At 72.3% G+C, this 18,508-nt stretch carries 15 protein-coding genes; 7 read left to right on the forward strand and 8 right to left on the reverse strand.

Translation table 11 applies throughout. From position 1 onward, the window contains the following. Nucleotides 1–5: 5 nt before the first annotated feature. Nucleotides 6–2,264, reverse strand: a complete 2,259-nt coding sequence (locus DEJ13_RS02995; protein ID WP_111107716.1) for an APC family permease — start codon at nucleotides 2,262–2,264, stop codon at nucleotides 6–8. Nucleotides 2,265–2,383: 119 nt separating this feature from the next. Here DEJ13_RS02995 and DEJ13_RS03000 point away from each other — a divergent pair, with 119 nt between their 5' ends. Beyond that, on the forward strand, nucleotides 2,384–3,172 hold the full coding sequence (locus DEJ13_RS03000) for a MerR family transcriptional regulator (protein WP_111107717.1): 789 nt from the start codon (nucleotides 2,384–2,386) through the stop codon (nucleotides 3,170–3,172). A gap of 130 nt (nucleotides 3,173–3,302) precedes the next feature. On the opposite strand, the gene DEJ13_RS03005 is transcribed toward DEJ13_RS03000, so the two are convergent. From DEJ13_RS03005 to yczE, 3 genes are all read right to left on the reverse strand, one after another. Further along, entirely contained in the window at nucleotides 3,303–3,875 is a 573-nt protein-coding gene (locus DEJ13_RS03005; protein ID WP_056123029.1) for a PadR family transcriptional regulator, read from the reverse strand. Beyond that, nucleotides 3,872–4,753 (reverse strand): DUF4097 family beta strand repeat-containing protein, encoded by an 882-nt coding sequence (locus tag DEJ13_RS03010; RefSeq protein WP_111107718.1) that lies wholly within the window; start codon nucleotides 4,751–4,753, stop codon nucleotides 3,872–3,874. The genes DEJ13_RS03005 and DEJ13_RS03010 overlap by 4 nt, the downstream gene beginning before the upstream one ends. 103 nt (nucleotides 4,754–4,856) lie before the next feature. Beyond that, on the reverse strand, nucleotides 4,857–5,519 hold the full coding sequence (yczE, locus tag DEJ13_RS03015) for a membrane protein YczE (protein WP_111107719.1): 663 nt from the start codon (nucleotides 5,517–5,519) through the stop codon (nucleotides 4,857–4,859). 61 nt (nucleotides 5,520–5,580) lie between these two features. Between yczE and yczR the strand changes: the two genes are divergently transcribed. From yczR to DEJ13_RS03030, 3 genes are all read left to right on the forward strand, one after another. Beyond that, nucleotides 5,581–7,023: a MocR-like transcription factor YczR gene (gene yczR / locus DEJ13_RS03020; RefSeq protein WP_181437107.1), complete on the forward strand. Its 1,443-nt coding sequence runs from the start codon at nucleotides 5,581–5,583 to the stop codon at nucleotides 7,021–7,023. Nucleotides 7,024–7,100: 77 nt separating this feature from the next. After that, on the forward strand, nucleotides 7,101–7,751 hold the full coding sequence (locus DEJ13_RS03025) for a DUF6518 family protein (protein ID WP_146245300.1): 651 nt from the start codon (nucleotides 7,101–7,103) through the stop codon (nucleotides 7,749–7,751). Between the two features lie 134 nt (nucleotides 7,752–7,885). Beyond that, a complete protein-coding gene (locus tag DEJ13_RS03030; RefSeq protein WP_111107729.1) occupies nucleotides 7,886–11,071 on the forward strand; it encodes an efflux RND transporter permease subunit in 3,186 nt (1,061 codons plus the stop codon). Here the strand turns inward: DEJ13_RS03030 and DEJ13_RS03035 are convergent. Both DEJ13_RS03035 and DEJ13_RS03040 read right to left on the reverse strand, forming a co-directional pair. Then, on the reverse strand, nucleotides 11,068–11,328 hold the full coding sequence (locus DEJ13_RS03035) for a hypothetical protein (protein ID WP_111107722.1): 261 nt from the start codon (nucleotides 11,326–11,328) through the stop codon (nucleotides 11,068–11,070). The two genes, DEJ13_RS03030 and DEJ13_RS03035, sit on opposite strands and share 4 nt — an antisense overlap. A 594-nt stretch (nucleotides 11,329–11,922) precedes the next feature. Further along, entirely contained in the window at nucleotides 11,923–12,969 is a 1,047-nt protein-coding gene (locus DEJ13_RS03040; protein ID WP_111108022.1) for an alpha/beta hydrolase, read from the reverse strand. Nucleotides 12,970–13,050: 81 nt separating this feature from the next. On the opposite strand from DEJ13_RS03040, the gene DEJ13_RS03045 reads away from it, so the two are divergent. Together DEJ13_RS03045 and DEJ13_RS03050 are read left to right on the forward strand one after the other, a co-directional pair. Then, nucleotides 13,051–13,905 (forward strand): polyphosphate kinase 2 family protein, encoded by an 855-nt coding sequence (locus DEJ13_RS03045; protein ID WP_111108021.1) that lies wholly within the window; start codon nucleotides 13,051–13,053, stop codon nucleotides 13,903–13,905. A gap of 265 nt (nucleotides 13,906–14,170) precedes the next feature. After that, nucleotides 14,171–16,354 carry a DEAD/DEAH box helicase gene (locus tag DEJ13_RS03050; RefSeq protein WP_111108020.1) on the forward strand — a complete coding sequence of 728 codons (2,184 nt, stop codon included), beginning with the start codon at nucleotides 14,171–14,173 and terminating at the stop codon, nucleotides 16,352–16,354. Nucleotides 16,355–16,524: 170 nt separating this feature from the next. Here the strand turns inward: DEJ13_RS03050 and DEJ13_RS03055 are convergent, their stop codons facing one another. Both DEJ13_RS03055 and DEJ13_RS03060 read right to left on the reverse strand, forming a co-directional pair. Next, entirely contained in the window at nucleotides 16,525–17,034 is a 510-nt protein-coding gene (locus DEJ13_RS03055; protein ID WP_056123007.1) for a mycothiol transferase, read from the reverse strand. Between the two features lie 33 nt (nucleotides 17,035–17,067). Continuing rightward, entirely contained in the window at nucleotides 17,068–17,598 is a 531-nt protein-coding gene (locus DEJ13_RS03060) for a MarR family winged helix-turn-helix transcriptional regulator (protein ID WP_111108019.1), read from the reverse strand. A gap of 258 nt (nucleotides 17,599–17,856) precedes the next feature. On the opposite strand from DEJ13_RS03060, the gene DEJ13_RS03065 reads away from it, so the two are divergent. Next, entirely contained in the window at nucleotides 17,857–18,462 is a 606-nt protein-coding gene (locus DEJ13_RS03065) for a hypothetical protein (protein WP_111108018.1), read from the forward strand. Nucleotides 18,463–18,508 lie beyond the last annotated feature (46 nt).

The following is an 18,508-nucleotide window of genomic DNA, read 5'->3' on the forward strand; positions in this document are numbered from 1 at the left end:
CCGGGTCACTCGGCAGACGACGGCGTGCGTGCTGGCGTGGCCGGCACCAGGGCCTTCAGCTCGCCGGTGCACAGGGCAGGGTCCAGCCCCTCGGCGGGGCCTGCCGGACGCGTGGCGCGGCGGGACTGCTGCCCCGACGTGTGACCGGGGAGCACGTGGAGCGCCTGGGCCTCGAGGCTGTTGCGCTGCTCGGAGCGGAGCAGCCGGTCCTCTTCCTCGCTGCGGAACACGCCACTGGGCGACCGGCGCAGCGCGGGTCGGACGGGCTCGCCGCGGCGGTCCTGCCCGGGGAAGGGGCGCGAGCGGCGGCCGTACAGCAGCTCGGACGAGTCCAGCAGCCACGGCACGAGCGCGACGGTGACGCCGTGCACGAGCAGGAGCTTCTTGCGGATGCGGCGGCCGCGGTGGTTGTGGAGGAGGCCCTCCCACCAGTGCCCCACGACGAAGACGGGCGTGTACACGGTGACGACCTCGGACCCGTGCTGCAGCCGGTGTGCCTTGATGTACCGGATCAGCGGCGTCGAGATGTCGCGGTACGGACTCGGCACGATGGTCAGCGGGACCTCGATGCCGTGCTCGGCCCACTGTTCGCGCAGGAGCGCCGCGTCGGCGTCGTCGATGGCGACGTGCACGGCCTCGAGCCCGGCGTGCTTCGCCGCGATCGCGTAGTCGAGGGCCTTGAGCACGGGCTTCTGCAGCTTGTTGACGAGGACGATCGCGTGGTCGCCGGTCGCGCCGAACTCGGTCTCGACGTCGGCCTCGATCTCGTGCTTGACGTCGCGGTAGTAGCGGTTCACGCCGAGCATGAGCACGAACAGCACCGGCATGATCACGAAGACCAGCCACGCGCCGTGCGTGAACTTCGTGATCGTCACGATGACCAGGACGACGAGGGTGAACGTCGCGCCGGTCGCGTTGATCGCCCGGGAGCGCATGACCTGCCCGCGGTTCACCGGCTCGGTCGCGGTGCCGTCCCGGTCCTCGCGCAGCAGTCGCGTCCAGTGCCGGACCATGCCCGTCTGGCCGAGCGTGAACGACACGAACACGCCGATGATGTAGAGCTGGATCAGGCTCGTGACGTTGGCCCGGTAGACCACGAGCAGCGCCGCGGCGACGAGCGCCAGGACGATGACGCCGTTGCTGTAGATGAGTCGGTCGCCGCGGGTCGACAGCGCCTTGGGGGCGTAGGAGTCGCGCGCCAGGATCGACCCGAGCAGCGGGAAGCCGTTGAACGCGGTGTTGGCCGCCAGCAGCAGGACCGCGGCGGTGGTGGCCTGGATGACGAAGAACAGCACCGTGTCGTTGCCGAAGGTGGCCGCGGCGATCTGCGCGATCAGGGAGCGCTGCGGCGTGGTCGCGCAGTTCGCGAAGCCCTGCAGGTCGCAGGCGTTCTCGGCGTAGTGCACGCGGGAGACCAGCGCCAGGGTGATCAGCCCGACGAACAGGACGATCGCGATCCCACCCATCGCCACCAGGGTCGCCTGCGCGTTCTTGATCTTCGGACGGCGGAAGGCCTGCACGCCGTTCGCGATCGCCTCGACGCCCGTCAATGCCGAGCAGCCCGAGGCGAACGCGCGGAGCAGCAGCAGGATGAACGCGGCCTGGGTCGTGTGCTCGACGTTCTGCACCGTGTACGCGGCGGACTCGGCCACCGGTGCGTTGCCGGCGAGGACCCGGACCAGGCCCGTGACCGCCATGACGAACACGCTCGCCACGAACAGGTAGGTCGGCACGGCGAACGCCTTGCTCGACTCGCGCACGCCGCGCAGGTTCGCCGCTGCGAGCAGCACGACGAACAGCAGCGCGAGCTCGACGCGGAACTCGTTCAGCGCGGGCAGCGCCGAGATGATGTTGTCCACGCCCGAGGCCACCGACACGGCGACGGTCATCACGTAGTCGACGAGCAGTGCGCTCGCCACGACGAGCCCCGCCTTCTCGCCCAGGTTGCGGTGCGCGACCTCGTAGTCGCCGCCCCCGGACGGGTACGCCTTGATCAGCTGGCGGTAGGACGCGACCACGACCAGCAGCAGCAGCACGACGAGCGCGGCGACCCACGGGGCGAAGGTGAGGAACGCCATGCCGCCGAGCAGCAGGATCATCAGCAGCTCCTGCGGGGCGTACGCCACGCTGGACAGCGGGTCACTCGCGAAGATCGGCAGTGCCAGGTGTTTCGGGAGGAGCTGTCCTTCGAGCTTCTCGGAGGGGAGGGGCTCCCCGATCAGTCGCGACTTCAGCGACCGGATCTCGTTCGTCACGAGCGGCAAACCTACTCACATCCGGGCGCGAGTCAACACGAGGGGCCCGCTCGGTGTTCCCACATCGGCGAACGCCGTCGCACGCACCCCTTGCGGTTGACGCTGCGTCAACGTCTACCGTCATCAGCATGAGCGGTTCGACAGACATCCCGGACCCGCCTGCGAAAGCCCAGCACGGCATCGCCGACGTGGCGCGCGCAGCGGGCGTCACGAGCAGGACGCTGCGGCACTACGACGCGATCGGGCTGCTGCCCGCGACGGCGGTGGGCGCCGGCGGGCTCCGCCGCTACGACGACCGCGCGCTCGTGCGGCTGCAGCGGATCCTGCTGCTCCGGGGCCTCGGGCTCGGCCTGTCCGCCATCCGGGACGTCCTGGACGGCGAGCAGGACGACGTCGTGGCGCTGACCATCCACGTCGCGTGGCTCGAACGGGAGCGCGACCGCATCGCCCGGCAGCTCGCCGCGGTGCGCACCACCATCACCAGACTGCAGGGAGGACAGGACATGACCACGAACGACACCTTCGACGGGTTCGACCAGACGCGGTTCCGCGCCGAGGTCGAGGAGCGTTGGGGCGCTCAGGCCTGGGAGCGCGGGGCCGGATGGTGGGACGCGAAGGACCCCGCCGCCAAGCAGGTGTTCCAGGACGAGCAGCGATCGATCGCCGCGGACGCCGCCGCGCTCGCCGCCTCGGGCGAGGGACCGTCGTCACCGCGGGGGATCGCGCTCGCCCGACGGCAGTACGCGTGGCTGGCCCAGGCGACGCCGCCGGCAGACCTGACCGCCGACCGGTTCCGCACCCTGGGCGACATGTACGTCGCCGACGAGCGGTTCACCCACGCCTACGAGTGGGCCGGGCCCGGTGCGGCCCGCGCCCTCCGCGACGCGATGCACGCGCTGGCGGACGCGGGGCTGTAGTCGTTCCCACACCGCACCGTGGAACGGACACAGCACCACGGGTTGCCGTGGTGCTGTGTCCGTTCGTCGGTGCCGTGCCGGTGCGGACCGGACGGGAGGCTCCGGTCGCCGCCGCCCGTCGGCGTGCGGTTCAGAGGGACTTGCGCAGCTCCTCGAGCCCGTCGCGCAGGCGCGTGACGGTGTCCGGGCCGAGCGTCCCGCGGGTCGCCCGACGCCGCAGGTCGGCACGGACCTGCTGCCGGAACGACGACAGGGCCATCTCCAGCTCCCGCAGGGCGCGGGCGCTCTCGGACGGCACCGAGGTCGGCTCGCTGGCGTCGGCACCCTGGGCCGAGGCGGCGAGGTCGGCGCGCAGGGACCGCATCGCGTCGCCGACCGAGGCGCGGACGCCGTCGGCCAGCGACCGGACGGAGTCGTTCACGCCGGCCTCGAGCGAGGCGATCTCCTCGGCGCGGGCGTCGAGTTCGGCGCGGCCTGCGTCGGTGATCGCGTAGACGGTCTTGCGACCGTCGGCGGTCTTCGTGACCAGGCCGTCCTCCTCGAGCTTCGCCAGGCGCGGGTAGACCGTGCCGGCGCTCGGGACGTAGGTGCCGCCGAAGCGGTCGCCGAGCGCCTGGATGACCTCGTAGCCGTGCATCGGGTGGTCGGCGAGCAGCGTGAGCAGGTACAGCCGCAGGTGCCCGTGGGCGAAGACGGGGCTCATTCGGGCGCCTCGCTGTCGTCGACGACGGGCGTGGTCGGTGCCGGGGTCGTCGGCGCTGCCGATGCCGGCGCGCTGGCGGCCGTCGGCGGCGCGTGCAGCACCGCGATGTCGCCCGACACGGAGTTCACCCGGAGGTCGAGCCACTGCCCGGAGAGCTCGCCGCCCTGCTTGACGTACGAGCCGCGCACGCCCTTGATCTCGGCGTCGTCGAACTGCAGCTTGCCGCTGGCCGTGCTGACGGTGCAGCGGTACGGGGCACCGTCCTCGAGTCGGACGCTCACGCCACCGGACACCGTGTTGACCTTCGCCGAGTCGGCGGTGCCGCGCAGGTCGAGCACGACGTCGGCGGAGACCCCGTCGGCCGAGAAGCGCGGGATCTCACCGGTGGCGACGACGTCGCCGGACACGGTGTGGACGGTCAGGGAGCCGTCGAGGTCGCGCATCGTGGTCGTGCCGGAGACCGCGTTGACGGTGATGTCGCCCGCGACGCCGTCGACGACGACGTCACCCGAGACGGTGTTCAGCGTCGCGCCGCGGTTCGTGCCCGCGAGCAGTGCGCCGGCCGAGACGACCCCGAGGGTGACCCCGGCGTCGCGGGGGACCAGGATGCTGACGTCGGCGTGGGCCTTGCCGCGGAAGGACTTCAGGAAGCCGATCGGGTCGTCCCACCGGATCTGGGGGTGGTCGACCGTGAGGGTGTCCCCGTCGAGCTCCACCTTGAGGGGCTTGCCCGACACGCTGTGCACCTCGATGCGGGCGGTGGGCTCGTCGTGCGCGACGACGTCGACCTGCCCCCCGACCAGGCCGACCCGCACGGACCGGACGATCCCGGTGTCGATGACCTTGGGCTCCTCGACGAGCCACTTCTCCTGCGCCATGTCGTCTCCTTCGGACTCGCGATGTATCGCGTGTGTTGACGACACGATACATCGCGTCACGCCCGTCGGCAACGGCTCGGTGGTGACCCACCGACGGGACGCATCACGGGGCGGGGGCGGGCTCCGTGACGGTGGCGGGGCGAGCCTCCAGTCGAGGTGCTCGGTCCGGGCTCCACGGGAAGCGGCGGAAGACCGGCATCAGCGGCTGCACCATCGGGCCGATGACGAACGCGGCGACCACGGTTCCCGCACCGACGTCGCCGCCGAGGAACCAGCCCACGACCACGACGGTGACCTCGACCAGGGTGCGGGCGAGCCAGATCGGCCACCCGAGCCGCTGGTGCAGGCCGACCATCAGCCCGTCGCGCGCTCCCGTGCCGAAGCCCGCGCCGATGTAGAACGCGGTCGCGACGGCCAGCAGGACCGTCCCGGCCACGAACAACAGGATCCTGCCCCCCAGTTCCGGCGGCGTCGGGACGAGCCACAGCACCAGGTCCGCCGACGGCCCGATGGCCAGGGCGTTGAGCAGCGTCCCGATGCCGGGCCGCTGGCGGAGCGGGATCCAGAACAGCAGGATGACGCCGCTCGACACCACGGTGATGAGCCCGAACGACCACGGCAGGACGTGCTCGAGACCCTCGGTCAGGACGGTCCACGAGCTGACGCCCACGACCGCTCGGACCTGCAGCGCGGTGGAGGCGCCGTAGAGGAACAGGCCGACGAACAGCTGGACGGTGCGCAGGGCGAGGGCGGCGGAACGGGACATGGGGCGAGCGTGGCAGGGAATTGGACTGCCGGTCGAGAGCCAATCGCACTACGGTGGCGTGATGACCCCGGTCCTGCTGAGTGCCCGTGCCGCCGCAGCCCTGCTGCAGGACTGGCGTGTCGGGTCGAACGCCGTCGCGTACGAGGCCCTCGCCGACGCCGTCCGCGTGCTCGTCATCGACGGACGCGTCCCGCTCGGCGCCCGGATGCCCGCCGAGCGCGGGCTGGCCGAGGCGCTCGGCGTCTCGCGCACCACGGTCGCGAACGCCTACGCCCGGCTGCGGTCCTCCGGGTACCTGGCGTCCCTGCGCGGGTCCGGCAGCGTCGTGCGTCTGCCGCGGGACCTGGTCGGACGGCCCGACCCGGAGCGGCTGGGCGGCGTCGTGTCCGGCGACGTGCTCGACCTGCGGAAGGCAGCGCTGCACGCCGCCCCCGGGATCTCCGAAGCGGTCGACCGGGCGGTGCGGCACGTGCCGGCAGCGCTCGCCGGCATCGGGTACGACACGGTCGGCGACCCCGGGCTCCGTGCCGCCGTGGCCGCGCGGTACACCGCTCGCGGGCTGCCGACCACGCCGGACCAGGTCGTCGTCACCATCGGCGCGCAGCACGCGATCGCGCTGCTCGCCCGGGTCCTGGTCCGTCGCGGGGACGCCGTGCTCGTGGAGTCGCCCACGTACCCGCACGCGCACGAGGCCTTCCGCGAAGCAGGGGGCCGTCTGGTGGGCGTGCCCGTCGACGCGCGGACCGGGTGGGACGTCGGGGTGCTCGAGGCCGCGCTCCGGCGTTCGGCGCCTTCCGTCGCGTACGTGATGCCGGAGCTGCACAACCCGACCGGCGCCACGATGTCCGACGCGGTGCGGTCGACGCTGCTCGACCTCGCGTCGTCGGTCGGGACGACGGTGATCGCGGACGAGACGATGGGCGAGCTGCGGATCGACGGCCAGGCATCGCCACCGCTCGCGACGCATTCGTCGTCCGTGGTGATGATCGGGTCGGCCGACAAGGTCTTCTGGGGCGGCCTGCGGATCGGGTGGATCCGCGCCGAGCCGGAGCTGCTGCAGCGGCTGCTGCTCGCCCGCCCCACGGGCGACCTCGGCACGCCGGTGCTCGACCAGCTGGTCGCGCGCGAGCTGGTCCCGCTGACGGCCACGGTCCTGGAGGCCCGGCGCGCCACCCTGAGAGCGGGTCGCGACGCCGTCGTGGACGCGCTGCGGGCGCGGTTGCCGGAGTGGGACGTGCCGTCACCGGCGGGTGGGCTGACGACGTGGGTCGGGCTCGGCCGGCCGGTCTCGAGTGCGCTCGTGCTGGCTGCGCGCTCCGAGGGCGTCGTCCTGGCCTCCGGTGGGGTGTTCGGGCCGGACGGCGGCTTCGAGCGGTTCCTGCGGGTGCCGTTCACGATGGCACCCGCGGACCGGGTGCGGCTGGTCGACGTGCTCGAGCGTGCGTGGGCGCGGACCGGTGGTGCGGGCAGCGGCACGCGGGGGTCGTTGGCCGCGGTGGTCTGAGGGGTCGTCCGCTGGGATGAGCCGGCTTCGCTCCCGTGGGTGACGCGGCTCCGCCGGGCGTGCGCGAGCATCGGGACATGACCCCGCTCGCGTCCTCCGCCCCGGCGACGCCCGTCGCGCCCGTGCCCGCTGCTGCGCGGGTCTCGATGGTCCTCGGCGGTGCACTGCTCGCCGGGGTCCTGACGTCGTACGGACAGGCCGTCGGGCCGCTGTCGTCGGTGGCGAACTCCGCCGGCCCGTGGTTCCTGGTCGCCGTCGCGCTGCTGCTGGTGCTCCGGGTCCGCGCGGGTCGCGGTGGTCCGGCGCTCGCGATGGTCACCGGTGTCGTGCTGCTGGAGCTCATGCACGTCGGCTACTGGGCGACGACGAACCTGCGCGGCTTCCCGGACGTGCTGTCCCTCACCAACTTCTGGGTCCTCATGGGGGTGCCTGCGGGGGTGCTCGCCGGCGCGTGCGCGGTCCTCGTGCGGTCCCGCGACGGACGACTGCGCGGGGCGGCGTTCGGTGCCGTCGCCGCGGTGCTCGTGGGCGAGGGCATCCGGGCACTGCTCCAGGTCGCCGCGACGACCGGCGTGGTGACCTGGATCGTCGAGATCCTGGTCGGGGCCGCGGTGCTCGTCGCCGGGGTCGTGCTGGCCGGGTCGCCGGCGGCACGGGTCCTGGCGCTCGGCACCGGTGTCGTCGGGTCGGTGGCGGTGCTGGCGGTCTTCCTGCTGCTCGGCGGCTGACCCGTTCCGACTACGTTCCTCCCGGCGGGGCCGTGCCGGGCGTCGGACGCACCTGCTCGTGCGCAGTGCCCAGCGTCGGACGCACCTGCTCGTGGGCTGTGCTCAGCGTCGGACGCACCTGCGAGGATCGGACCGTGCACCTGCTCTCGGTCTTCAGCCTGCGGAACCGCGCGCTCATCGCGCTCGTCACCATCGTCGTGGCGATCTTCGGCGGCATCTCGCTGTCCAGCCTCAAGCAGGAACTCATCCCGAGCGTCCAGTTCCCCCAGGTCGCCATCGTCAGCGCGTACCCCGGGGCGACTCCCGAGGTGGTGTCGAACGACGTCTCGACCAAGATCGAGCAGGGCATCCAGGCGGTCCCCGACCTGAAGTCCACCACGGCCACGTCCTCCACCGGGCAGAGCGTCGTGTCGGCCGAGTTCGCCTACGGGTCCAACCTGGCCAGCGCCGAGGACAAGATCCAGACCGTCGTCAACGCGCTCTCGCTGCCCGACTCGGTCCAGACGCAGATCGTCACGGGGTCCTTCGACGACCTGCCGGTGATCCAGCTGGCGGTGTCGGCGAAGGGCGACCAGGAACAGCTCGTCGAGCGGTTGAACGCCACGGCGGTCCCCGACCTCGAGAAGCTCGACGGGGTGCGCGCGGCCGACATCTACGGCAACCCGGGTCGGCGCGTGCTCATCACCCCCGACCGCACGGCACTCGGGGAGCGCGGGCTGTCCGAGTCGGCGATCTCCGACGCCCTCAAGGACAACGGCACGCTCATCCCCGGCGGCACGCTCACCCAGGACGGCTCGACGCTCTCGGTGCAGACGGGGGAGCGCATCGCGTCGGTGGCCGACATCCAGGCGCTCCCGCTGACCGGGGGCACGACGGCACCGGGAGCCACACCGACGTCGACCACGATCGGTGACGTCGCGAAGGTCGAGATCACCGAGTCACCACGCACGTCGATCAGTCGGGTCGACGGCGAACAGGCGCTGACGATCGCGATCACCAAGACACAAGAGGCCAACACGGTCGACGTGTCGAAGACCGTCCGCGACGCTCTGCCCGGCATCGAGTCGAAGATCACCGGTGACCCGCGGTTCACGGTCGTCTTCGACCAGGCGCCCTACATCCAGCAGTCGATCGACTCCCTCGCCGAAGAGGGCCTGCTCGGGCTCGGGTTCGCCGTCGTCGTGATCCTGGTGTTCCTGCTGTCGGTGCGATCCACGATCGTGACCGCGATCTCGATCCCGACGTCGGTGCTGCTCGCGGCGATCGGCATGCGGGCGGCGGACTACACGCTCAACATCATCACGCTGGCCGGCCTGACGATCGCGATCGGCCGTGTGGTCGACGACTCCATCGTGGTGATCGAGAACATCAAGCGACATCTGCAGCCCGGCGTCGACCGGCGACAGGCCGTGCTCGACGGCGTGCGCGAGGTCGCGGGCGCGGTGACCGCGTCGACGCTGACCACGGTCGTCGTGTTCCTGCCCGTCGCGTTCGTCGCCGAGCTCGTCGGCGAGCTGTTCCGGCCGTTCGCGCTCACCGTGTCGATGGCGCTGGTCGCGTCCCTGCTCGTGGCGCTGACCATCGTGCCGGTGCTCGCGTACTGGTTCCTGCGGGCACCCAAGGCCCACAAGCACGCCGGCGCGGCCGCCGGTGTCGCTGCTGCGGACACGGCGGGTTCGCCGGGCACGGGCGCGGTGGCTGCCGGTTCGGCCACCGAGTCGGACCTGCGCTCCGCGGCGGACCTGCACGACGCCACCGCTCCGGACCGCCTGCGGCGCGGGTACCAGCCCGTCCTGCACTGGGTCCTGCGGTTCCCGGCGCTCGTCGTGGTGCTCGCGGTCCTCGTGCTCGGTGGGACGGTCGCGGCACTGCCCTTCGTCAAGACGAACTACCTCGGCGACTCCGGACAGAACACGTTCACCGTCACGCAGGACCTCGACCCCGGTGCGTCGCTCGACGTGCAGTCCGACAAGGCGCGCGCGGTCGAGCGGCAGCTCCGTGCGGTGGACGGCGTCGACACCGTGCAGACCACCATCGGCACGAGCGGCCAGTCGATCCAGGCGGCCTTCGGCGGCGGTGGGACCGCGTCGATCCAGTACGCCGTGACGACCGACGCCGACGCCGACCAGGCCCGCATCCAGTCGGACACGCGCAAGCGCCTGGACCGGCTCAGCGGCGCGGGGGAGATCGCGCTGTCGTCCTCGGGCGGCGGCTTCGGCGGCAGCAGCGACATCGAGGTCGACGTCACCGCGCCGACCCAGGCGCAGCTGCGGACCGCGGCCGACAAGGCCCTGAGCACGCTCAAGGACGTCGCCCACACCACCGGTGCGACGAGCAACCTGTCGGCGGCCGAGCCCTACCTGGCCGTCAAGGTCGACCGTGTGAAGGCCGCGTCGCTCGGCCTCACCGAGACCCAGGTCGGCGGCATCGTCGCGGCTTCGGTCTCGCCGCGCGACACCGGCACGGTCGAGATCGACGACGCCTCGCTCGACGTCTACATCGCCGACCCCGAGCCGCCCACCACCGTCCAGGCCCTCCGCGACCTGTCGGTCCCGACCGCGACCGGATCGGTCCCGCTGTCCGATCTGGCGTCAGTGGACCAGGCCGACGGGCCCACCTCGGTCACCACCTCGGACGCGGTCCGGACGGCGACGATCACGGTCACGCCCGACTCCGCCAACCTCGGTGCCGCGGTCACGTCGGTGACGAACGCTGTCGACCAGCTCGACCTGCCACGAGGGGCGTCGGCGTCGATCGGCGGCGTCGCGTCGAGCCAGTCGTCGGCGTTCAGCCAGCTGTTGCTCGCAGCGCTCGTGGCGATCCTGATCGTCTACGTCGTGATGGTGGCGACCTTCCGCAGCCTCCTGCAACCGCTGCTGCTGCTCGTGTCCGTGCCGTTCGCGGCGACCGGGGCGATCCTGCTGCAGATCGCGTCGGGGATCCCGATCGGTGTGGCGTCCCTGATCGGGGTGCTCATGCTGGTCGGCATCGTCGTGACGAACGCGATCGTGCTCATCGACCTCGTCAACCAGTACCGCCGACGGGGACTCCGCGTCCGCGAGGCCCTGGTCGAAGGCGCGACCCGCCGACTCCGCCCGATCCTGATGACGGCGTTGGCGACGATCTTCGCGCTGGTGCCGATGGCGATCGGCCTGACCGGGCAGGGCGGCTTCATCTCGCAGCCGCTCGCGCTGGTGGTGATTGGCGGACTCGTGTCCTCCACGCTGCTGACGCTCGTGGTGCTGCCGGCGCTGTACTTCCTGGTCGAGCGGGCGCGCGAGCGTCGGGCTGACCGTCGGTCGGAGCGCGTCGCGGACTAGCGGGCTTCGACGTCCTCGAGGTCGACAGCGACGAACCACCGCACGACCACGACAGTCAGCGTCACCAGGAACACCACCGCGCCGAGCTGTGCGACGGCCGAGGTGTGCCCGGTCGCGGCACCGAGTCCCGCGAACCCGACCGTCACGAAGAACGACAGCCCGAGCAGCAGCTCCGCGACCGTGCTGCTGCGGGTGCGGCGCTCCCACGGGGTCGTCGGTCGTGCGGAGCGCGCGGGGCGGGTCGAGGTGTCGGTCACCCACGAAGTCTCCGTCCGGACACGTGACGGCGGCAGTCCCGACTCCGGGTGGCACCCGGTCGGGGTACGCCCACGGTCCACCGCGTGGCCGACCCGAGTGCGCGGCCGCGCCCCCGCTCCCGCCTGCCCCGCCCGCGCCTGCGCCGCCCGCGCCTGCGCCGCCCCCGCCTGCGCCGCCCGCTCCTGCCTGCGCCGCCCCCGCCCCCGAAAAGCGACATCACCCGCGGTTTCGCGCGTCGCTTTCGCTGCCCTGACGTCGCCCACAGCCCGGGTCCGCTCCCGAGGCGACATCGGTGCAGCAGAAGCGACGCGCAATACCTGCGGCGATGTCGCACGCACGCACGCCCGCCCGCCCGCACACGGGACACGGCACGCCCACCCGCACCCGCACTCGCCCGCCCGCGCCCGCCCGCGCCCGCCCGCGCCCGCCCGCGCCCGCACGTCCGCACCCGACCGCCCGCACGCCCGCACGCCCGCACGCCCGCACGCCCGCACGCCCGCACGCCCGCACGCCCGCACCCACGTCCCCACCAGCCCGCACCCACCAGCCCGCACCCACCAGCCCGCGCGCCACCCATCCCCCAGGCCCCGCGCTCAGCGCAGCTGCCGCCGCAGGAACGCCACGACGCGCTTGCTCATCGCCTCGTCGAGCTGTGCGATCGAGTGCGCCGTGCCCCGCACCGCGACGAACGTGACCGGGACGTCGTGGGCTCGAAGCGCCGCGGCGAACTCCTGCGACTCCCAGAGCGGGATGAACTCCTGTGTGGAGTGCCCGATGAAGAAGGGCGCCGTGTCCGCGGTGACGTGGTACGCGGGGGAGGCCCTGGTCGCCGCCGGGCAGGCGTCGTACGCGGTGCACCCGAGGTACAGCAGCTGGCGCCGCTGGAACGCCGCCGACACCCCGTCCGTCCGGGTCGAACGCGCCGTCAGGTCGGTCGGTCCGCTCAGGTCGACGACGGCACGGATGCGGTCCCCGTCGGCGTAGGCGGTGGACTCGTGGTCCTCGACCGCGAGCATGGCGGCCAGGTTGCCGCCCGCGCTGCCGCCGAACACCCCCACGCGGTCGGCATCGACGTCGTACGTCTCGAGGGTCGACGGTCGGAAGACCCAGTCGAGCGCCCGTCGGGTGTCGTCGAGGCCCGCGGGGAAGGGGTCGGTCGGCGCCAGGCGGTAGTCGATGTTGAACGTGACGAAGCCCTCGGACGCCAGGTACTGGCACACCGCGCGGTAGGCCGCCGTGTCCTTGTCCCCGTGGGACCAGCTGCCGCCGTGCACCATCATCACCGCGGGGCGGGTCCCGACCGCGGCACGGGGGCTGGCCGACGCCGAGGCACCGCCCGGAGCCGAGCTGGCGGCCGACCCGGGAGCGCCAGCGGACGCCGCCACGCTCGGGGTCGCCGTCGTCCTCGGAGCGCTGTCCGCGGGCAGGCAGACGTCGAGCTGCTGCAGCCGGTCGGCGCCGTACGGGACGTCCTGGACGACGTCGATGCGGTGGTACCGCAGCGACAGTGGGTAGATGACGGGATCGGCGGTGACGGTCGCGTTCTCGTCGGCTGCCGGGTCGGCGCTGCACGACGCAACCGCGCCGAGCGCCACGACCGCGGCGACGAGCGCGTACAGCGTGCGGCGGCCGGACCTCATCGCAGACCACGGTACCGCGGAACGCCGTTCACCCGCGGGTGCCAGGATGAGCGGCAGCACACCCCTGACCCTGGAGGACCCGTGAGCCGTCGCAAGGCCTGGAACGCCGATCCCGAACCGCTCCTCCGCGTCGACGAGGGGTTCCGGCTCGCCGACGTCGACCCCGAGGGCACCCCCGGGTTCCCCGGCCGCAAGATCGACGGGCTCGAGTCGCTGGCCGCCGGCGCCGATCGGCTCGCCGCGCTCCAGGAACGCCTCTGGGCCGCGGCCACGACCGGCGACGAGCGCCGCGTGCTGCTCGTCCTGCAGGCTATGGACACCGCGGGCAAGGGCGGGATCGTCTCGCACGTCGTGGGCGCCGTCGACCCGAACGGGGTCCACTACGCGGGCTTCAAGGCGCCGACGGCCGAGGAGCGAGCGCACGACTTCCTCTGGCGCGTCGAGCAGCAGCTGCCCGGTGCCGGACAGCTCGGCGTGTTCGACCGCTCGCACTACGAGGACGTCCTCATCCAGCGCGTCCGCTCCTTCGCGCCGCCGGAGGAGATCGAACGTCGCTACGGGGCGATCGTCGACTTCGAGACGCGTCTGGCCGAGCAGGGGACGACCATCGTCAAGGTCATGCTGCACATCTCGAAGGACGAGCAGCGTGCCCGACTCGGCGACCGCCTCGACCGCCCCGACAAGCACTGGAAGTTCAACCCGGGCGACATCGACGAGCGCCTGCTCTGGGACGAGTACCAGGACGCCTACCAGGTCGTCTTCGACCGCACCTCGACCGCGGTCGCGCCCTGGTACGTCGTGCCGGCGAACCGCAAGTGGTACGCGCGGCTCGCCGTCCAGCAGCTCCTGCTGCGCGCGCTCGAGGACATGCACCTGTCCTGGCCCGCCGCCGACTTCGACGTGGCCGAGCAGCGACAGCGACTCGCCGAGTCCTGATCCGGCGCGGTCGGACGGGAGGCCCCGCTCGCCTCCGCCACACCCCGCGCGAGCCAGCGGGGCTGGCCAACGCGTGTCGTGTCGCGTAGACTCCTTCGGTCGGCCTTCGACACCGTGGCTGCGAGCCGCGGACGTGTTTGGGTGTTGTGTAGTTCGAGGGCTGGAATCACGTCGATCGACGACGGGATGAACCCCCTCGCCACGAACCGCCCCCGCCGATGTCGCTGCCGGGCTGCGTGGTACGTCTGCACCCCGGAAAGAACACATGGCCCCGTACGACAAGGGCGCGGACAAGCGCGCCTCCGATCGAACCCGTCACCCGAACGGCACCCCCGCCGCTCGCTCGAGCAAGCACCGTGGCTTCCGCGCCGCCGAGCCGACCGCTCCCCGCCAGAAGCAGCGTTGGGACGCCGACGAGCGTCGCAACCGCTCCTCGCAGAGCGATCGTCCGAGCCGCCCGAACTGGGACCCCCGCGACAGCCGCGGCAGCCGTCCCGCGTGGGAGCCCCGCGGCGCCGGTCGTCCCACCCGTGGCGACGACCGCGCGCCCCGTCGCTTCGACCGTGACGAGCGTGCTCCGCGCTCGTTCAACCGTGACGATCGCGCACCTCGTCGCGATGACCGTGACGACCGTCCGGCCCGTCGGTTCGACCGCGACGACCGTGCCCCGCGCACGTTCGACCGCGACGGTCGTGCGCCCCGTCGTGACAACGACGCTCCCTACTCGCACGGCCGTCCCGACGCTCCGCAAGCTCCGCGTCGCGCCGGAACCGGCTCGCAGGGGCCCAGTGCCCCGCGTCGGTTCGACCGTGACGAGCGTGCCCCGCGCACGTTCGACCGCGACGGTCGTGCGCCCCGTCGTGACAGCGACGAGCGTGCCCCGCGTCGGTTCGACCGTGACGACCGCGCCCCGCGGAGCTTCAACCGTGATGACCGTGCGCCCCGTCGTGACAGCGACGATCGCGCACCCCGTCGGTTTGACCGCGACGACCGCGCGCCGCGTTCGTTCAACCGCGACGATCGCGCCCCTCGCCGCGATGACCGCGACGAGCGTCCGACCCGTCGGTTCGACCGTGACGAGCGCGCCCCGCGCTCCTTCAACCGTGACGATCGCGCACCTCGTCGCGACGCGGACGACCGTCCGGCCCGTCGCTTCGACCGCAACGACCGCGACGCTCCCGCTGCCCGCGGTGGCCACTTCGTCCCCGCCGACGACGTCAAGCTCGAGAAGCTCCAGGCCGAGGCCACCGTCGCGGCCGACGTCGAGGGCGTGAGCTTCGGCGACCTCGGCATCGGCGGCAACATCACCCGCGTCCTCGCCGAGCTCGGCGCCACCAGCCCGTTCCCGATCCAGGCGGCGACGATCCCCGACGTGCTCGCCGGCAAGGACGTCCTCGGCCGTGGCCGCACGGGCTCCGGCAAGACCATCGCGTTCGGCGCCCCGCTCGTCGAGAAGCTCATGGAGCACGGCGGCGGCACGAAGCGCAAGATGGGCCGCGCCCCCCGCGCGCTCATCCTGGCCCCCACGCGCGAGCTCGCCCTGCAGATCGACCGCACGGTGCAGCCCATCGCCCGCTCGGTCGGGCTGTTCACGACGCAGATCTACGGCGGCGTGCCGTACGGCCGTCAAGAGGGAGCGCTCGAGCGTGGCGTCGACATCATCGTCGGCACGCCCGGTCGCGTGCAGGACCTCATGAACAAGGGGAAGCTCGACCTCAGCGAGGTCGTCATCTCCGTGCTCGACGAGGCCGACCACATGTGCGATCTCGGGTTCCTCGAGCCCGTGCAGGAGATCCTCGAGGCGACGGCCCAGGTCACGCCCCAGGGCAACCGCGCCCAGAAGCTGCTGTTCAGCGCGACGCTCGACACCCAGGTGGCGGCGCTCGTCGAGCAGTTCCTGCACGAGCCGAGCGTGCACGAGGTCGCCGGCGAGGACCAGGCGTCCTCGACGATCGACCACCGCGTGCTCGTGGTCGAGCAGCGCCAGAAGGACCAGCTGCTCGAGGAGCTCGTGGCCGGTGACGGCAAGACGATCGTCTTCGCCCGCACCCGTGCCTACGCCGAGCGTCTCGCCGACCAGTTCGAGGACGCCGGCATCCGCGCGACCTCGCTGCACGGTGACCTGAACCAGGCGCGACGCACGCGCAACCTGCAGCTGCTGACCAGCGGCCGCGTCAACGTGCTCGTCGCGACCGACGTCGCCGCCCGCGGCATCCACGTCGACGACGTCTCGCTCGTCGTGCAGGCCGATGCGCCGGACGACTACAAGGCGTACATGCACCGCTCGGGCCGCACGGGTCGTGCCGGCAAGGAGGGCACCGTCGTCACGATCGTCCCGCGTGGTCGGGTGCGCAAGATCGAGGGCATCCTCGAGCGCGCCGAGATCGAGGCGGACCTGGTGCAGGCCGCACCCGGTGACGGCATCGTGGCGGAGCTCGCCGCCCGCTGACGCCGAGCAGCGCCACGGGACGCCGCGACCACGACGGGACGCCGCGTCCACGACGGGACGCCGCGTCCACGACGAAACGCCGCCAGTGATGGCGGCGTTTCGTCGTTCCGGCGGCGTCTCGAGGACCGGACGTGCGGGACGGACCCGGCCCGGGCCTCCAGTCCGGAGGGTCAGGCGTTGAAGAACAGCAGTCCGCGCGCGTAGCCGGCCTGGCCGGCGTGCTGGGTGCAGTCGTTGAGGATGCTCACGATGCGGCTGCCGGCGGTCACGGGCGGGTCCCACGCATCGTCGACGACCGGGTCGAGGTCATCCGGGCCGAGTGTGCGCAGGTACGCGACGGTGCGCTCGTGCACGGCGTCGAGGTAGCCGGTGAGCAGCGCGGCGGACGCGCGCACACGTCCGACGTCGTCGCGCGACATGCCGTACCCGAGGGCCTCCGCGGGGAACGGCAGCCCGAACCGGTCGTACCAGCCGTCCGCGGTCCAGACCTGCTCGGAGCCCGCCAGGTCGGCGATCTGTGCGTCCTGGCCGCGGGCGATGTGCCAGGCGAGCCACGCGAGCGTGTTCGCCCCGGCGGCGGGGCGGGCGGCGAGCTGGTCCTCGGAGAGCCCGTCGACGGCGCGGCTGACTGTCTCCGGGACGCGGGAGAACGCTTCGATGAGGACTTCACTGGGGGTCATGCCCCCGACGGTACGCCCGTGCGCTGCCGCTGCTCAGGCTCCGTGGGCGGCCGATCGGCGACCGAGTTCCTCGGCGAGGCGGGTGAACGCGTCGGTCAGTGCCGCGCGTTCTGCCGGAGGGACGACCTCGCGGAACGACGCCGAGTAGACCGCACCGATCTGTCGTGCCACCGTCTCGCCGGACGGCGTCAGGTGGAGCAGGATGCTGCGCCGGTCGTTCGGGTTGGGGCGGCGTTCGATGTGTCCACGCTGCTCGAGCCGGTCGATCAACGACGTCATCGCACCCGTCGAGAGCTCGAGGTACTCGCCCGACTGCTTCGGGGTGACGCCCTCGCCGTCGGCCGAGGCCAGGAAGAAGACGAACCGGCTGTCCGTGGCGTTGAGGCCCCGGCTCTGGCTCTCGTGGTGGAGCACCCGCGCGTGCTGCGTCTGCATCAGACGGAACGCGGTCATCAGGCGGCCCAGGTCGGTGTCGGCGACGCCGTCGACCGTCGCGGTGACGGGGGAGGACGGCGCGGGACGATCGTCGACGGCTGGGACTGCGGTGATGCGGGTGTCCGTCATCGATGCTCTTCTCGGGTGGGTGACGCGGGGGAGGCACGGGCATGCCTCGGTACGGCTCAGTCAACAAGTATCTCAACGATTGAGATACCCCCAGCAGTGGGGGCACCGCACGTCTTGTGAGCATCACGGCGCGCAAGTAACTTGATCGTCGTACCGAACCAGTACACGGCACCACGCACCACCACGGCCTGCAGCGCGACCAACCACCGCGGATCCGGGCCACCCACCGATCAGATCTCTTCCTCCGGGAGTACCGCCATGTCTCGTGTCACCCCTCGCGCCGCTCGTCTCGCCGCCTGGATCGCCATCCCCGCCGCCCTCGTCGCATCGGGTGCCGTCGTCTCCACCGCCTCGTACTCCGCCTTCTCGGCGACCACGGTGAACCCGACCAGCAACTGGACCGCCGGTTCCGTCGCCCTCGCCGACGACGACAACAACACCGCGCTGTTCACCGCCACCGGCCTGAAGCCCGGGTCGACCGGTGCGAACTGCATCACGGTGACCTCGACCGGCTCGCTCGCGTCGACCGTCAAGCTCTACGCCACCAACGCGCAGACCACGAGCGCACTCGCCTCGAACACCGCGATCGTCATCGAGCAGGGCACGGGCGGCGGCTTCGGCTCGTGCACGGGCTTCACGCCTGCTGCCACCAACGGCACGCTGACGCCGGCGAACACCACGCTCGCGAGCTTCGCCTCCGGCAGCACGAGCTTCGCCAACGGCCTCGGCACCTGGGCGCCGACCGGCACCGCCTCCGAGTCCCGCGTGTACCGCATCACCTACACGGTCTCGGCCACCGCGCCGAACTCGGTCCAGGGCACCACCGCTTCGCTCGGCCTGACCTGGGAGGCCCAGAACAGCTGAGCCGGGTCCCGCGCCCGTCGCCGCGTCCCTGCGCGTCGTCGGGTCC

The sequence above is a fragment of the Curtobacterium sp. MCLR17_007 genome (assembly GCF_003234655.2).
In the GTDB taxonomy this organism is placed as follows: Bacteria; Actinomycetota; Actinomycetes; order Actinomycetales; family Microbacteriaceae; genus Curtobacterium.

Excerpts from the sequence above, each read along its gene's own strand:
- DEJ13_RS03040 (WP_111108022.1), bottom strand. The coding sequence starts at position 12,969 with ATGAGGTCCGGCCGCCGCACGCTGTACGCGCTCGTCGCCGCGGTCGTG.
- DEJ13_RS03010 (WP_111107718.1), bottom strand. The coding sequence starts at position 4,753 with ATGGCGCAGGAGAAGTGGCTCGTCGAGGAGCCCAAGGTCATCGACACC.
- yczR (WP_181437107.1), top strand. The coding sequence starts at position 5,581 with ATGACCCCGGTCCTGCTGAGTGCCCGTGCCGCCGCAGCCCTGCTGCAG.
- DEJ13_RS03065 (WP_111108018.1), top strand. The coding sequence starts at position 17,857 with ATGTCTCGTGTCACCCCTCGCGCCGCTCGTCTCGCCGCCTGGATCGCC.
- yczE (WP_111107719.1), bottom strand. The coding sequence starts at position 5,519 with ATGTCCCGTTCCGCCGCCCTCGCCCTGCGCACCGTCCAGCTGTTCGTC.
- DEJ13_RS03025 (WP_146245300.1), top strand. The coding sequence starts at position 7,101 with ATGACCCCGCTCGCGTCCTCCGCCCCGGCGACGCCCGTCGCGCCCGTG.
- DEJ13_RS03050 (WP_111108020.1), top strand. The coding sequence starts at position 14,171 with ATGGCCCCGTACGACAAGGGCGCGGACAAGCGCGCCTCCGATCGAACC.
- DEJ13_RS03055 (WP_056123007.1), bottom strand. The coding sequence starts at position 17,034 with ATGACCCCCAGTGAAGTCCTCATCGAAGCGTTCTCCCGCGTCCCGGAG.
- DEJ13_RS03060 (WP_111108019.1), bottom strand. The coding sequence starts at position 17,598 with ATGACGGACACCCGCATCACCGCAGTCCCAGCCGTCGACGATCGTCCC.
- DEJ13_RS03005 (WP_056123029.1), bottom strand. The coding sequence starts at position 3,875 with ATGAGCCCCGTCTTCGCCCACGGGCACCTGCGGCTGTACCTGCTCACG.
- DEJ13_RS03000 (WP_111107717.1), top strand. The coding sequence starts at position 2,384 with ATGAGCGGTTCGACAGACATCCCGGACCCGCCTGCGAAAGCCCAGCAC.